The sequence below is a fragment of the Natronogracilivirga saccharolytica genome (assembly GCF_017921895.1).
Taxonomy (GTDB): Bacteria; Bacteroidota; Rhodothermia; order Balneolales; family Natronogracilivirgulaceae; genus Natronogracilivirga; species Natronogracilivirga saccharolytica.
In genome coordinates this window covers 316810-331994 of sequence record NZ_JAFIDN010000001.1, presented here as the reverse complement: position 1 = coordinate 331994, position 15185 = coordinate 316810, and the positions used below count along the sequence as shown (strand labels likewise).

10 protein-coding genes are annotated in these 15185 nt (G+C 50.4%); 7 read left to right on the top strand and 3 right to left on the bottom strand.

Annotated elements, in window-relative coordinates:
• Positions 1-19 precede the first annotated feature (19 nt).
• Positions 20-1399 (top strand): SpoIID/LytB domain-containing protein, encoded by a 1380-nt coding sequence (locus tag NATSA_RS01340; protein ID WP_210509651.1) that lies wholly within the window; start codon positions 20-22, stop codon positions 1397-1399.
• Between the two features lie 308 nt (positions 1400-1707).
• Positions 1708-3879 carry a hypothetical protein gene (locus tag NATSA_RS01335; RefSeq protein ID WP_210509650.1) on the top strand — a complete coding sequence of 724 codons (2172 nt, stop codon included), beginning with the start codon at positions 1708-1710 and terminating at the stop codon, positions 3877-3879.
• 49 nt (positions 3880-3928) lie between these two features.
• Here NATSA_RS01335 and NATSA_RS01330 read toward each other — a convergent pair whose 3' ends face one another.
• Positions 3929-4783: a hypothetical protein gene (locus NATSA_RS01330; RefSeq protein WP_210509649.1), complete on the bottom strand. Its 855-nt coding sequence runs from the start codon at positions 4781-4783 to the stop codon at positions 3929-3931.
• 179 nt (positions 4784-4962) lie between these two features.
• Here NATSA_RS01330 and proB point away from each other — a divergent pair, with 179 nt between their 5' ends.
• The 3 genes from proB to NATSA_RS01315 all read left to right on the top strand — a co-directional run bounded on the left by proB (position 4963) and on the right by NATSA_RS01315 (position 7961).
• Entirely contained in the window at positions 4963-6141 is a 1179-nt protein-coding gene (proB, locus tag NATSA_RS01325) for a glutamate 5-kinase (protein ID WP_210509648.1), read from the top strand.
• Positions 6142-6182: 41 nt separating this feature from the next.
• Positions 6183-7454 carry a glutamate-5-semialdehyde dehydrogenase gene (locus NATSA_RS01320; RefSeq protein WP_210509646.1) on the top strand — a complete coding sequence of 424 codons (1272 nt, stop codon included), beginning with the start codon at positions 6183-6185 and terminating at the stop codon, positions 7452-7454.
• Positions 7455-7568: 114 nt separating this feature from the next.
• Positions 7569-7961 carry a hypothetical protein gene (locus NATSA_RS01315; RefSeq protein ID WP_210509645.1) on the top strand — a complete coding sequence of 131 codons (393 nt, stop codon included), beginning with the start codon at positions 7569-7571 and terminating at the stop codon, positions 7959-7961.
• Between the two features lie 22 nt (positions 7962-7983).
• On the opposite strand, the gene NATSA_RS01310 is transcribed toward NATSA_RS01315, so the two are convergent.
• Complete coding sequence (locus tag NATSA_RS01310) at positions 7984-9729, bottom strand: DUF2207 domain-containing protein (RefSeq protein ID WP_210509643.1); 1746 nt, start codon at positions 9727-9729, stop codon at positions 7984-7986.
• 95 nt (positions 9730-9824) lie between these two features.
• On the bottom strand, positions 9825-10187 hold the full coding sequence (locus tag NATSA_RS01305; RefSeq protein WP_210509641.1) for a hypothetical protein: 363 nt from the start codon (positions 10185-10187) through the stop codon (positions 9825-9827).
• A 285-nt stretch (positions 10188-10472) separates the two neighbouring features.
• Between NATSA_RS01305 and nifJ the strand changes: the two genes are divergently transcribed.
• Positions 10473-14105: a pyruvate:ferredoxin (flavodoxin) oxidoreductase gene (gene nifJ / locus NATSA_RS01300; RefSeq protein ID WP_210509639.1), complete on the top strand. Its 3633-nt coding sequence runs from the start codon at positions 10473-10475 to the stop codon at positions 14103-14105.
• 35 nt (positions 14106-14140) lie between these two features.
• Positions 14141-15148: a dihydroorotate dehydrogenase-like protein gene (locus NATSA_RS01295; RefSeq protein ID WP_210509636.1), complete on the top strand. Its 1008-nt coding sequence runs from the start codon at positions 14141-14143 to the stop codon at positions 15146-15148.
• Positions 15149-15185: the final 37 nt, after the last annotated feature.

The window sequence follows — 15185 nt, the reverse complement described above, 5'->3', positions numbered from 1 at the left end:
AATATAATTACTGCTTGCCATGCCTCTTTACAAAATTATTTCAGCCGGTTCATTGCCGGCTTTAGTGATCATCACCAGCATGCTTTTTTCAGGGTGCCGTTCACATAACACTTATTCATTGTCCGGTGACATTCAGCAAGAATACCCTGATACAGACGAAGAAGCCTTGATCACCGATCTGAACGGGGATGGATACATGTTCCCTGAGGAGCCTGCAGTGCGTGTATTGCTGATCAACACGCTTGCTGAATTTGTTCTGCAAAGTAGCGGGAAGGTGGTTATTTCCGGATCCGGTCAGGAACATGAAATACCGGCAGGATCGGAAATCCGGTTTCAGCAAAAAAAGGGGGAACTTCTGCTGTTTGCTGATGGAGAAACACTGGCCAATGATGTCCATTTTCGAATGAAAACGGATTCATCGTTCACCATACGGGATGTGCCATACGGCATCAACTGGTGGTGGGGCGGACGGGAAGACCGGATTTACCAGGGTGAGCTGAATATATATACCGGGGATGAAGAAAATCTCAAGGCTGTGCTGCATCTGCCCATGGAACGTTATATGAAAGGAGTGGTTCCGTATGAAATTGGTCCGGAATCGCCTCTTGGAGCTTTAAAAGCTCAGTCGGTAGCCGCAAGAACCGAAATTGTACAAGCGCTGCTGACGGGCAAGTACGAAGGTGAGCACTACGATGTCTGCGCTGAAGTTGAGTGTCAGGTTTTTGCCGGAGATCACAGGAGATCATCACGATCTGATTCATCTGTAACGCTCACCCGCGGCGAAGTTCTGGAGTTTGAAGGTGCAGTGGCTGATGCCTATTACGCATCCAACTGCGGTGGAAAGTCGGAAAGGGTGGAAAAGGTCTGGCCCTGGCGAAGCGGCCCCAAACCCTACCTGGTTTCCGGATTTGATCAGGCGGATGATCCGCCAACGGATCCGCAAGATGACATCGAGACCTGGCTTGAGGAACCGCCCGAATCATGGTGCAATCCATACATCCACACGGACTTGCCGGAGTGGAGCAAAGCCAATTTCCGCTGGGAAAGAGAGATTGCCGATTCCGATTTCACAGAGGATTTCCGCGGACTGGATTCACTTGAAATCATAGAACGCGGGGAGTCCGGGAGGCTTCACCGCATACGCGCATGGAAAAACGGGGAAGCTGAGAAGCTGGATTATGAACTGGCTATCCGGCAGATGGTCAAACCGCCGCTGCGCAGTTCTGCATTTGTTTACAGTCGCACAGATACATCATGGGTTTTCCGCGGAGCCGGATGGGGGCACGGAGTGGGAATGTGCCAGAGTGGTGCCATATCCCAAATTAACAGTGGCTATGATTACCGTCAGGTCATTGATCACTACTTTCCCGGAACTTCTGTCGTTACCGTTTACAGGTAATTTCCACGGATGATATTATCACGGATGTTTTTCAGCCGGGATAACTCTGAATAAATCCGGCAATGCACAGCCGCATTTGAATTGAGCAGTTTTTGAGTTTGGTGTTTAATTTTTGGATAAATCTGTTTATTTGCATTATCAATCATTGCATTTAGGTTTAAAGATGTTATTTTAAACAGCTTATTGCATACATGATATGCGAAATATCGACAGATGAATTGCGGGTAAAAAAGTGTTGGTGACACCTCCCGCAGATAAAAAGGACTGTAGCTGCATTTTCCGCAAATGCAGAAATAAAAATGAATTAAATGAAGAACGACAGCAGATTGCAGCCGCTGCCGGAAGAATTATTGCAGAATCTTCCCGAAGTGGTCCGCACCGAACTTGACGAATACGAACAGCAAATCCGGGATTTCCGCAGAGGACAGATAGGCGATGTTAAAATGCAGAAAATCCGGTTGCAGCTCGGCACCTATGCACAGCGCCAGCCCGGCGTTCAGATGCAGCGAATAAAAATTCCCTATGGTGATCTGACCCCGTCCAAACTCCGCCGCCTTGCGGATGTTGCGGATAAATATGCCAACGGGTTCATGCACCTTACTACCCGGCAGGATGTTCAGCTTTATTACATCATGCTGGAATCTGTCCCGAATATGATGCGTGAGCTGGCCGATGCCGGAATCACTACAAGGGAAGCCTGCGGCAATACCATTCGGAATGTGACGGCAACTCCGTTTTCCGGTACCTCTCCGGATGATGTTTTTGATGTGGCACCATACGCCAAAGCGTTTACCGGCTTCATGCTGCGCAATCCCATATGCCAGAATATGGGCCGCAAAGTCAAAGTGGCGTTCGAAAGCAATGCCATAAAAGATGATGCCGGTTTGCGTATTCATGACCTTGGATTCCGGGCGCAGGTTCGGCAACAAAATGGCAAAGCCGAACGCGGATTCCAGGTCTATGTCGGCGGCGGACTCGGTTCATCTCCCATGCTGGGTCATCTATGGTCAGATTTCCTGCCGGAGGAAGAGCTGATTCCGTTCTCAGCGGCAGTCATCAGAATCTTTGACCGGTACGGAGAACGCAAGAACCGGATGAAGGCACGCATGAAATTTCTGGTCAAAAAGCTCGGTTTTGATGAATTTCGCCGCAGGGTAGAGGAGGAGCAAAAGGCATTGAATATCGATCCCTCCTGGAACAGCTATCTGGCAGAGGCGCACAGTGAGGAACAGCCGCCGTCCGGAACGGACCAGCTGCCCGATGCGCCCGCCAGAACCGAAGATGATCCCGGATACTTGCTCTGGAAAGGATCAGCTGCTACGGTACAAAAAAGCGGCGGACACGCTCTTGTTCAGCTGCGCATACACAATGGTGATCTGGCGACGGATAATGCCAGAAAAATCGCAGATATTGCGGGCACATTTGCCAATGGCAACATCCGGATTACGATACATCAAAACCTGGTGCTCCGCTGGGTTCCGGTTGATGCGCTGCCGGCTCTGTATGCAGCATTGAAAAAAGAAGGGCTGGATACCATCGGCGCCGAAACCATCGCCGATATCACCGCATGTCCGGGAGCCGACACCTGCCGCCTGGGAATCACATCGGCAAAGGGACTGGCAACGGGAATAGACAAGGCGCTGCAGAACGGCCTCGGAGAATACGCTGAAGTCGCCAGAGATCTGAAAATCAAAATTTCAGGCTGCCCGAACGCTTGTGCCCAGCATACAGCAGCCAACATCGGATTTCAGGGTGGAGCCATGTCAAAGGACGGACGCCGCGTTCCCTCAGAAATGGTCTTCGTAGGGGGCTCACTGGCCGGAGAAGAAACCCGCCTTGCTGAATCCGTCATAAAAATCCCGACACGGAATGCGCCCCTGGTCGTAAAGAAATTGATTCAGCTCTATATCGCCGAACGCAGCGACGGGGAGCATTTTGATTTTGTCATGAAACGGATCGGTAAAGACCGGCTGAAAAAGGAATTGAAGGAATTTACGCATGTTCCGTCATTTGAAGAGGCTCCCGAATTTTACAAGGACTGGGGCCACGAGGATGAGCAATTCGATATTATGACCGGTGTTAAAGGTGAGTGTGCCGGAGCAACGGTGGAGGACAAAGTGCCTACGTTCGAAGAAGCCGAAGCCTCGATGCAACAGGCGAAGGCCCATTTCATTCATGAAGACTACGAAGTCTCTATTCTGGAATCGTACCATGCCATGGCGCATGCCGCCCATGTTCCGCTCTACTCCAAACTGGTCGATCCGTTTACACCTTCGCAGACCATTTGGGAGTTTGAAAATCTCTTTGTGCGAACGGGTGAAGTGGATGAAGAATGGCTGGATATCCATGACCGTCTGCAGGATGTCCTGCAAATGAAGCCGGACAAAGAGCTTGCCGATGAAATGAGAAAAATGGCCGGGACGTTTTATGATGTGTGCTTTGAGGCGGAAAAACGTCTGAACAGCAAGGCAACGGCTTAAACCGGCATACTGATCAGTACGGTATCACGGCATTGTCCGGATTCGGCCTTCAGCGATTCATCAGATCCTGAACCTGTTCTATGCGTTCCGGGCTCGTCCGGTCAAAAAACCGCGACCTGAAATCGTCGTGGATCTGGTCGATGATCTCTTTTGTATCCTCATCCATCGGTTCATCTTCCGGATCATGACTGATGATCAGTTCCGCTTCCATGCCGTCCAGTCCGGGCTGATCGATCCGGAAAAGATTGGTGCGCTCAACCGTAAAGCTCACACGGTATATCAGATAGTACCATTCATCGTCAATGTATCCCGGATAAACCGGAAAGGGTGTGCCTCCGTAGGTTCCGAAAAAGTCGGGAACGGTGAATTGAACACCGGGCAGCTGCCGGTAAGCATCGGCAACAACCTCGACATTCAGCAGCTCGTCAAAATAGACGAGGTAATAAAAGTAATCGCTGTCTTCATCGTGATCAAGAAACATCAGCGAATCAGGACGCTGCTCAGCCGGCAAATCATCAACATACCGGAAAACTCCGTCCTGAATTTCATCCATATACTCAATATCGGCCCCGATAATCAGCCGGCCGGGCTCCCAGGGCATCAAAAAGATTGACTCTGTTTCCGGGAGGGTGTCGGAATAGGCATCACGAATGGCATCCCGGTGCTGCAGGAACATCAGTGCGGTCTCCGGGTCTGCCCTCAATTCGCCATCCTTCCACAATGCAAGCTGCCAGGCTTCAAAATAATCGTCATTGCTGAGCACAAATTCGTGGTCGTCAAACAACTCCAGCCGTTCACTGTCGCTGACGGGACCGTCAATTCCGTTGTCGCTGTCAACCGCATCGCAGGAGGTCAGAAAAAGTGTCAATGGACTAACAGAAAGGAGCAAAATGAATAATCTCATGGCAAAAAAAGGTAAGTGTCAGTAAGAAGCCGGATTCAGCAGGTTCAACGATTCAGCAGGTTCAACAATGGTATAACGGATAGTGTGTCTGCTGCATGTCCGTCATTCCCGAATGATCTTCAATTAATTCCATTCATACATCCGTTTCTTCCGTAATCCGATATTGGTATATTTAAAAAATGGACTTGTTACAAAATGACACCTCTGACAATAGTTTGCAACCCGGTCAACACAAACTCCGCACTGGTTTTCCTGAACAGGTAAAGCGACTTGTAATCAAGGTGGGAAGCAGGGTTCTTGTTGACAAGCAAGGGCGGCCGGATCCCGCTCAGATTCAGAAGCTTACCGGGCAGATTGCCTCACTGCGCAATCAGAATTACGAGGTCATTCTCGTATCCTCAGGAGCCATAGCTGCCGGTGTTCAGTCGCTGGGATGGCCCCGGCGTCCGGTCAATTTGCCGGATTTGCAGATGGCCGCTGCGATCGGCCAGGGGGTTCTGCTGAATCTGTATTCGGAACAACTGGCAAGGTATGACTGCCGGCTTGGACAGGTGCTGCTTACCCACGGCGATCTGAATGACCGCATCCGCCACCTGAATGCGCGAAACACGATCATGTCCATGCTCCGCAACGGGATTATTCCCGTATGCAATGAAAATGATGTGGTTGCGGTTGATGAAATCCGTTTTGGCGACAACGATTTGCTTGCAGCCATGGTAGCCGCGCTCATTGATGCCGATCTGCTCGTGCTGCTGACCACTTCGAACGGCCTCTTCCGGGCAGAAAACGGCCGGTTCACCGAACGCATTCCGCTGCTTGAGGATATAACGGATGAAACACTGGCCATGGCTCAGGGTAAGGGCAGCGGATGGTCATCCGGCGGGATGGGATCCAAGTTACAATCAGCCGACCGCGCCATCCGTTCCGGCACACCGGTAGTTATCGCCGACGGATATCAGGAAAACGTCGTAGCCCGGCTATTGAGCGGTGAGGACCTGGGAACTCTGATCACTGTTTCTTCAGAAGAGCAGAAACTTAAAGCACGGAAAAAATGGATCGCTTTTTTCCATCGTCCGCAAGGCAGTTTGTTTGTGGATGAAGGTGCCGCAAATGCCATAACCGAAAAAGGACACAGCCTGCTGCCGGTGGGTGTAAGCAAGGTAGAAGGTCGGTTTCGTGCCGGCTCCCTTGTCAATATCCGCAAGTCAGACGGAAAAGTTATCGCCCGTGGCCTAACCGCTTTTGACCGTGATGAAATAGAGCGGATCAAAGGCAAGAAAACTGTCGAAATTCCACGCATTTTGGGTGAAAGACACCATATTGAAATAATCCATCGTGACAATATGGTGCTTGTGTAACCTGCCGTAATTGTACAACCAGAAAAAAAATATTCTGCATTATGCCTGAAACCGAAGAAGCCATTCACAAACAGATCCTGGAGCTTGGGAAGAAAGCAAGGCGTGCATCGCGTGAAATGATGGGCATGTCTGCTGATGAAAAAAATCATGCGCTGCTGGCAATGGCGGATGCCCTGGAGCGCAGAAAGGAAAAAATCCAGGAGGAGAATGCAAGGGATGTCAGTGAGGCCAGAGATGCCGGACTTTCGGATGCACTTGTGGACCGGCTTGTACTGGATGATAAGCGGATGGCGGCAATGACACAGGGTTTGCGTGACATCGCAAAGCTTCCTGATCCGGTCGGCCGAACTCTCAAAAGCTGGGAAAAGGAGAACGGTCTGATCCTTGAAAAGAGAGCGGTACCCATTGGTGTAATCGGTATGATCTACGAATCCCGGCCGAACGTAACCGCCGATGCGGCCGCCTTGTGCCTGAAGGCATCGAATGCCATAATATTGCGGGGTGGATCGGAAGCGCTGCGAAGCAATCAGGCCATAGCCGATGCGCTTCAGGAAGGTGGGTCCGCCACCAAACTGCCGGCCGATGCGATTCAGCTTGTCCCGGTTCGCGACCGGAAGGCCGTCACAAGTCTTATTACCATGGATGAATATGTGGACATGATTATCCCGCGCGGCGGCGAGGGGCTGATCCGGGCTATTGCAGAAAACGCAACCGTACCTGTACTGAAACACTATAAAGGCATTTGTCATGTGTATGTCGATGGTGATGCAGACCCCGAAAAAGCATGGTCGATTGTGGAAAATGCAAAATGTCAGCGTCCGGGGGTTTGCAACGCAGCCGAAACGCTTTTGGTGGACCTTTCCATTGGAGAGGAGTGGCTGATACGCATGGCAGAGATCCTTCAGAAAAGGGGTGTTGAGCTTCGCGGGGACGAAAAATCGCGGGAGATTGTGGCATCCATGCTGCCTGCAACCGGGGAAGACTGGCATACCGAATATCTGGATATGATACTTTCGGTGCGTGTTGTGGACGGTATTGAGCAGGCTGTCGAGCATATCAACCAATATGGCTCAGGTCATTCGGATGCTATTGTGACCCGGAATAAGGGCAGGCAGGAGTATTTCGGGAAAATGGTGGATTCCGCTGCGGTCTACATCAACGCATCAACGCGGTTTACTGATGGTGCGGAGTTCGGCATGGGAGCCGAGATCGGTATCAGTACGGACCGCCTTCATGCGCGGGGGCCGGTGGCTCTGGAAGAGCTTACCACATATAAATATGTCGTTACCGGTGACGGGCAGATCAAAGAGTAATATGCCGAAACAGTTACAGCTGTTCAGCGCGGGGAGTTGCAGTTTGTGCCGGTTTTGCACATAATGATTTGTAACCCGTGATGACCTTTACCCGCCTTCATCGTCAACGCTGTCATGAGCTTAAAAAGAGAGAGCAGGGGAATACTACAAACCTTCATCCTAAACACAACAATTTTGGCAAAAAAATGGTTGTCATCCCCTTGTTGTTGCTGTCGGTATTTTCCATTGCTGCTGTATCCGGTGCGTTCTCATCAGCATCCGCCGGTCATGCTCTGCAAGAGGGCAGCCGTGCATTGCAATATCGGAGTGGAATGGTTCACCGCTTCATCGATCAGTTTTCTGGCAGAATACGGTATAGACCTTTATTACCTGTATTCGAATTCTGATGGAATGCGTGAATCGTATAATATGGATGGTGAATTAACAGGTGAGCAGGAATCATCCGCAAGCGGACATGGCCTTTTACTGATCCCCGGTTGTCCGGCTCGGTTAACTGCCTATTTATAATAGCTCACAAAGACGAGATCAGCTATCCGGCCCCTCCGCCGGAACCACCACCTGCGGAACCGGCCGATGCCCCGCCTACACCCGATACACCACTGAAACTGCTGGTGCCGCTTGAGGCCAGGGTGCTGAGTCCGGATGCTGTTTCCGCCGGACTGCCAGAAGTGGATACGGGAACGATCCAGATGAACAGCGGGCTGTCTTCTGTGACACTGGTTAATCGCTTTTCAAGCTGTTTTTTGGTCAGGCCAAGGGCTATGGCATAAACAAAATGCCGTCCCATATCCTGTTGATCGAACGACCGGTTTGGTCCCTTTTTAAGTGCTTTTCGATAGGCTGTCCATTCGGCATGCAGATTGGCTCCTATTTTGGTACGTTTGGGAAGGGTCAAACTCAGTAGCATGATCAGCACCACCAGTATAATTCCGATTACTCCAACACCTGGAGAAAGAAGTGTCACAACAACCATCCCGAATAATAGCGGCAGCTGGGCGAGCAGGTGCCAGTTCAAGGCCCTGGCTGCTTCGCGGTCAAACCAGGACCGTTCACGGATCTCGTTCTTAAACAGTTTTTTCCATTGACGCCACCATTTTCGTGATTTTCTGTCCGACCACTCAAGGATATCATTCATCCTTGTGATGCCATCATCAATACGCCCGTTTACTTTTTCCAGCAGGTTGCTTTCCCAATCTCTGAGATCATCTGCCGGTTTTTTTCCTGTTTTTTCAAGATGATACTCGGGGGTTTCGCTGCCCAGGAACTTCTTTTTCCCCTTTTTTTCGACAATACGAAAATATCCCCTTCTGGCCAGATCGAACAGTGTAATTCCCAGTGCCAATTTGTCGGGATCAGCATTCAGGGGCCCAAGCATAAGCATGCGGACAAGCGCCGGCGGATCTTCAGACGGAGGGGAGTAGCGCAGTTTTCCGGTGGTGATATCCGGTTTGTTTCTCCGGCCGAAGCGCCTGTAAAACCAGATGAAAATAATGATTGACCCGGGAGCAAGAACAAAGATCAGCCCCAGCGCCAGCATATGATTACGCTCTTCACGTTCCCGTGCCTCCAGCCAATCGTCCTCTTCCTGCATCACCCGGTCCAGCCCGAATCGCCTGTCAGTGATATCGGCATCCGGCAGCACCCGTGTCGGGAACAGTATGCGGGCTCTGATAATATCACCGCTTCGGAATCCCTCGCCCTCAAGAAACAGCAGGTTGTTATCCGTGCTTTTTTCAACATGATCAGGGCTCTCGCGCAACCAGACATGCCACTCGTCCTCATCAATACTTTCAGGCAGGGATATCCGTGCGCGAAACGTGTCGGGGGTGCGTTCCAGTTCCTCAGAGAGAAAAAACCAGAACCATTCGGTATGATCCGGACCGAGAACCAGTGCGTCCTTAAGGTCGTACTGGATGGTGTACGTATGCTCAGTATTGCCTTCCGTTTCGATGTACCAGGTGATCCGCAGTTCGTCGCTGTCTTTTTCCACTTTGAACGTTCCCGGCTCTTCGGTATCAGTATTGGTCAATGCGCGGCCATCCTGGCGGACTCTGATGTTGCTTATTTCATCAAAACCCCTGAGCGGTAATGTATAGTAGGCATAATTATACGTACCATCGAAAACATAATGCCTCTCTTCCGTATAGCGTATGGTTGCATCGGACTTAATTTCAGCCTGAAGGGAAATATCCGGGATGTGATACTCTCTGGCGTGCCCTGCGTCTGCAGCAAGAAACAATCCGATAATCACAATGAAATAAAATTGCCGGGTCATGATGGTAAAATATTGGTGAAACGATTGGTAACTTGATGATTACGAATATCCCAATGTTACTTTTTTATCCAATAAAAACATAGTTCGTAAATCAATCAATGCGGGCTATCTGCATCTGGCCGGTTTTTAATCCACTCGTGCTTTTTGACAACAATCACATTTTCGGATCTGCCGGCAATGTTTTTTACAATGGGTATACCGGTGATACGGATTCGTCCCTGCCGGTTATGCCACAAGTACTGAAGCTCCTCTTCTTCCATTTCAAGAAACCAGCGCTCCTCTTCATCGGTTACCAGGGCAATCATCGTAAAGGGCTCGTTTCCAAAAAGCCGCAGTGACCCCTCCCAGGTTTCCACTGTGTCCGATTTATCGAAATAAGAAGCTGAATACACGACAGTTGGAAACAGCGTACTCATTGAAACAATAATGGTAATCATAAGTGTGATTGATACTGTCATTTTTATAAAATAATGAATATCTTAGGAAAAATCGGGCTACGTTTATTTATCAAAAAAGCCCTTTTTTATAAATTGATTTTTAGTAGTTTAAAGGAAAATTATTACGTAGTCAGGGACAGAAGACGGCGATTCATCGATTATTAAACACAAGTCAGTCTTCTCCTGATACGTGTCGGTCGCAATAATTGTTCTGTTATTTTCGTCTGTGCGGATATCCTGCGATAACACAGTTTATCCGTCAACTCATTATCAAATTTCTATTTACCAGAATCACAAGGATTATTTATGAAACGTCCGCTTGTAACTATTGACGCCAACGAAGCCGCGTCCTATATCGCCCATCATGTAAACGAAGTCATCGCTATTTATCCAATTACTCCGGCATCTCCCATGGGAGAGTGGACCGATGCATGGTCAATGGCCGGAAAAAAGAACATCTGGGGCACAGTGCCGGATGTCATCGAATTACAGAGTGAAGGCGGCGCTGCCGGTGCCGTTCATGGAGCTCTGCAAACCGGCGCCTTGTCAACTACGTTTACTGCTTCACAGGGATTGCTTCTGATGATGCCCAATCTTTACAAGATCGCAGGCGAGCTGAGTCCAGCGGTCATCCACGTTTCGGCGCGGACCGTGGCATCGCATGCGCTTTCCATTTTCGGTGATCACAGTGACGTAATGGCTATGCGCATGACCGGCATGGCGATGCTTTGCTCAAACAGTGTGCAGGAAGCGATGGATATGGCAATGATATCACATGCTGCCACTCTGGAATCCCGGGTGCCGTTTATCCACTTTTTTGATGGATTCCGGACATCGCACGAAGTGCAGAAAATCGAGCAGCTTACACTCGGCGACATGGAGGAGATGATTGACTATGACCATGTCATTGCGCACAGAAACCGGGCATTGACACCGGATAAACCCGTAATCCGGGGAACAGCACAGAATCCGGATGTCTTTTTCCAGGCAAGGGAATCATCCAATACCTACTACAACAATTGCCCGGGGATTGTCCAGAAAACCATGGACCGGTTTGCCAAACTGACCGGAAGAAGCTATAACCTGTTTGATTATCATGGACCGGAGGATGCCGAGCGTGTAATTGTACTTATGGGTTCCGGAGCAGAAACTGTTCATGAGACCGTCGACCGAATGAATGCTGACGGCGAACGTGTCGGCGTGGTCAAAGTCAGACTCTACCGCCCATTTGATGTGGCCGCATTCGTAAAAGCCCTGCCGCAGAGTGTCCGAAGCCTGGGTGTACTTGACCGCACCAAAGAACCGGGAAGCGCCGGTGATCCGTTGTACCAGGATGTGATCACCGCACTGCAGGAAAACCGGGTTGAGGGTTACCGGAAATTTGACGTCGAACCAAAGGTTGTCGCCGGTCGCTACGGGTTGTCTTCCAAAGAATTTACCCCCGCTATGGTTCGAGCCGTCTATGATGAAATCGGCCGCGATAAGCCCAAGAACCATTTCACGATCGGCATTAAGGACGATGTCACACAAACCAGTATTGAATGGAAAAATGGATCCGGCAATGGCCGGTCGGTCGCGAAGTCCGGGACTGCGGACAAAAAACAGGGTAAACAAAAGCTGTTTGAAGGCCTGTTTTACGGACTGGGTGCCGACGGTACGGTCAGTGCCAACAAAAACTCCATCAAGATCATCGGCGAGAATACCGATTATCATGCGCAGGGCTACTTTGTGTATGACTCGAAAAAGTCCGGTGCGATGACAGTGTCCCATTTGCGATTCGGTCCGGATCCCATCCGGTCTGCGTATCTGATCCAAGAGGCCGATTTCATTGCATGTCATCAGTACCGCTTTGTTGAGCGCATGGATATGCTCCGAAATGCACGTCACGGCGCTACCTTTCTGATCAACACGCAGTATGGTCCGGATGAGCTTTGGGAAAATCTGCCCGACAAGGTTCAGCAACAGATTATTGACAAGAACATTCGTGTTTTTGCAATTGACGGATACCAGGTTGCTAAAGATAGCGGAATGGGCAACCGGATCAACACGGTAATGCAGGTGTGCTTTTTTGCCATTTCGGATATCCTTCCGCAGGATGAGGCGATTGCAGCCATCAAGGATGCCATCAAGAAAACCTATGGTCAAAAAGGCGAAGCCATTCTGAAAAGCAACTATGCGGCCGTGGACAATGCAGTTGAGCACATGTTTGAACTGGATGTTCCGGGCAAGGTTACCTCCACCCGCAAGATGCTGCCACCGATCATTGGCGAGAATACGCCCGAGTTTGTAGATAATGTGATCAGCGAAATCATTGCCGGAAACGGTGATGACCTGCCGGTCAGCGCGTTTCCTCAGGATGGCACGTTCCCGGTAGGCACGGCCTGCTATGAAAAGCGGAACATCGCACAGGAAATACCCATTCTGGAGCCGGATATATGTATCCAGTGCGGAAAGTGCGCCATGGTTTGCCCGCACTCCTGTATCCGGATGAAGGCTTATGATGAAGAGCTTCTCGCCGATGCGCCGCCTGAATTCAAATCCATGAAAGCCAAGGGACGCGAATGGCCTGACAATACCATGGTCAGCGTTCAGGTTTCCCCGGATGACTGTACCGGTTGTGAGCTGTGCGTTGAAGTGTGTCCTGCCAAGGATAAAAAGCAGGTGGGACGCAAGGCCATCAACATGGACAAGATTGAACCGCATCTGGAAACAGAGAGGAAGAACTGGGATTTCTTTGCATCACTTCCTGAATTTGACCGGACACAGCTGAAAACAGCTACCGTGAAAGGTTCACAATTTCTGCAGCCGCTGTTTGAGTTTTCCGGTGCCTGCTCCGGTTGCGGCGAAACACCCTATGTCAAACTGGTGACCCAGCTTTATGGTGACCGCATGCTGATCGCGAACGCTACAGGTTGCTCCTCCATTTACGGCGGGAACCTTCCGACAACACCATACACAACCAACGCCGAAGGACTCGGGCCTGCATGGTCCAACTCGCTATTTGAGGACAATGCGGAGTTCGGTCTCGGTTTCCGCCTGACCGTTGACAAGCAGACCGAACAGGCGCAGCGCCTGCTCAGGGAAGTGAACGGTTCTGTACCTGACAAGCTGAAAGATGCGCTCCTGAATGCCGATCAGTCCGATGAACCCGGGGTATTTGAGCAACGCAAGCGGGTTGCCGAGCTGAAAAGCGTCCTGCAGGATGCGGGAGGCGAAAACGCAAAAGACAAATCTGTCCGCCAGCTTTACAGCCTGGCTGATTTTCTGGTGCGCAAGAGCGTCTGGGCATTCGGCGGTGACGGATGGGCCTATGATATCGGCTACGGAGGACTGGACCATGTCCTTTCATCCGGCCGTGATATAAACCTGCTTGTGCTTGACACGGAGGTCTACTCCAATACCGGAGGTCAGCGATCCAAAGCCACCCCGCTTGGATCTGTCGCAAAGTTTGCTGCAGCCGGAAAGGAGACTGCAAAAAAAGATCTCGGACTGCTGGCCGTTTCGGGCGGATCGGCCTATGTTGCGCGAATTGCGATGGGTGCCAATGATACCCAGACCATCCGTGCCATTATGGAAGCGGAAGCCTATCCGGGTCCGTCAGTGATCATTGCCTACAGCCACTGTATCGCGCACGGTTACAACATGAAATACGGTCTGGATCAGCAGCAGAAAGCGGTAGACAGTGCATACTGGCCGTTGTTCCGGTTCAACCCGGCTCTGCAGGCGGAAGGCAAGAATCCGTTTATGCTTGATTCCAAGCCTCCGAAAATTGCGTTCAAGGACTATGCGTATAATGAAATGCGCTATCTCATGCTCTCCAAGTCACATCCGGAAGCTGCTGCCCGGTTTATGGAGCAGGCTCAGAAAGATGTGAATGAGCGCTGGAGACAATACGAGGAGATGAAAAATGTCTATGAGCCGAAGAAAGAGGAAGAGTAATATTATCACCATTATTTAACTGAAAAATTATTGATATGAATCTTGAAACCAATTACCTGGGACTGAAGCTGAAAAGTCCGCTCGTCCCGTCGGCATCGCCGCTGAGCAGCGATCTCGGAAAAGTCAAACGGATGGAAGATGCCGGTGCCTCCGCGATCGTCATGTACTCACTGTTCGAGGAGCAGATCACAAAGGAAAACCGGGCTATGGATCACTTCATGAATGTTTCGGCTGAAAGTTATGCCGAGGCGCTCAGCTATTTTCCCGAGCCCGAGCAGTACCATAATCTGGAAGCCGAAGATTACCTCGAACACATCCGGAAGATCAAGGAAACCGTGGATATTCCGGTGATCGGCAGCCTGAACGGAATTTCCGAAGGCGGCTGGATGAGTTATGCCAAAAAGATGGAAGATGCCGGTGCTGATGCTCTTGAGCTGAACATCTACTATGTGGCCGCGGATCCGGATATGACATCCGACAAGGTCGAGCAGATGTATATCGATGATCTTAAGGCGGTGAAAGAAAACGTCTCGATTCCCGTGTCTATCAAGCTCGGTCCTTATTTCAGCGCTTTTGCAAATATGGCAAAAAGGCTGGAAGCTGCCGGAGCTGACGGTCTGGTGCTGTTCAACCGGTTTTATCAGCCCGATATTGATCTTGAGACCAAAGAAGTGGCACCCAGCCTGGAGCTCAGCAATTCTTTCGAGAAGCGGCTTCCGCTGCGCTGGATTGCCATGCTGCGGCCCCATATCAAGGCCAGCCTTGCAGCCACCACCGGTATCCATTCAGCCGAGGATGTCATCAAGATGCTCATGGTCGGCGCCGACGTCACCATGATGACCTCTGCTCTGCTCAGGGAAGGTTGTGACAAACTCTACAACATCACCGAAGAGATGAAAATCTGGATGAATGAAAATGAGTATGCCTCCGTGGAGGAACTCAAGGGATGCATGAGCTCCGCCTCCGTAGCCGATGCGACTACGTTTGAGCGGGCCAACTATATCCGCATTCTCCAGAGTTATAAAATGGACAGCCTCGGGTGATTTTGTAAAGGTAAATCACTATCTTTACTCTAATACA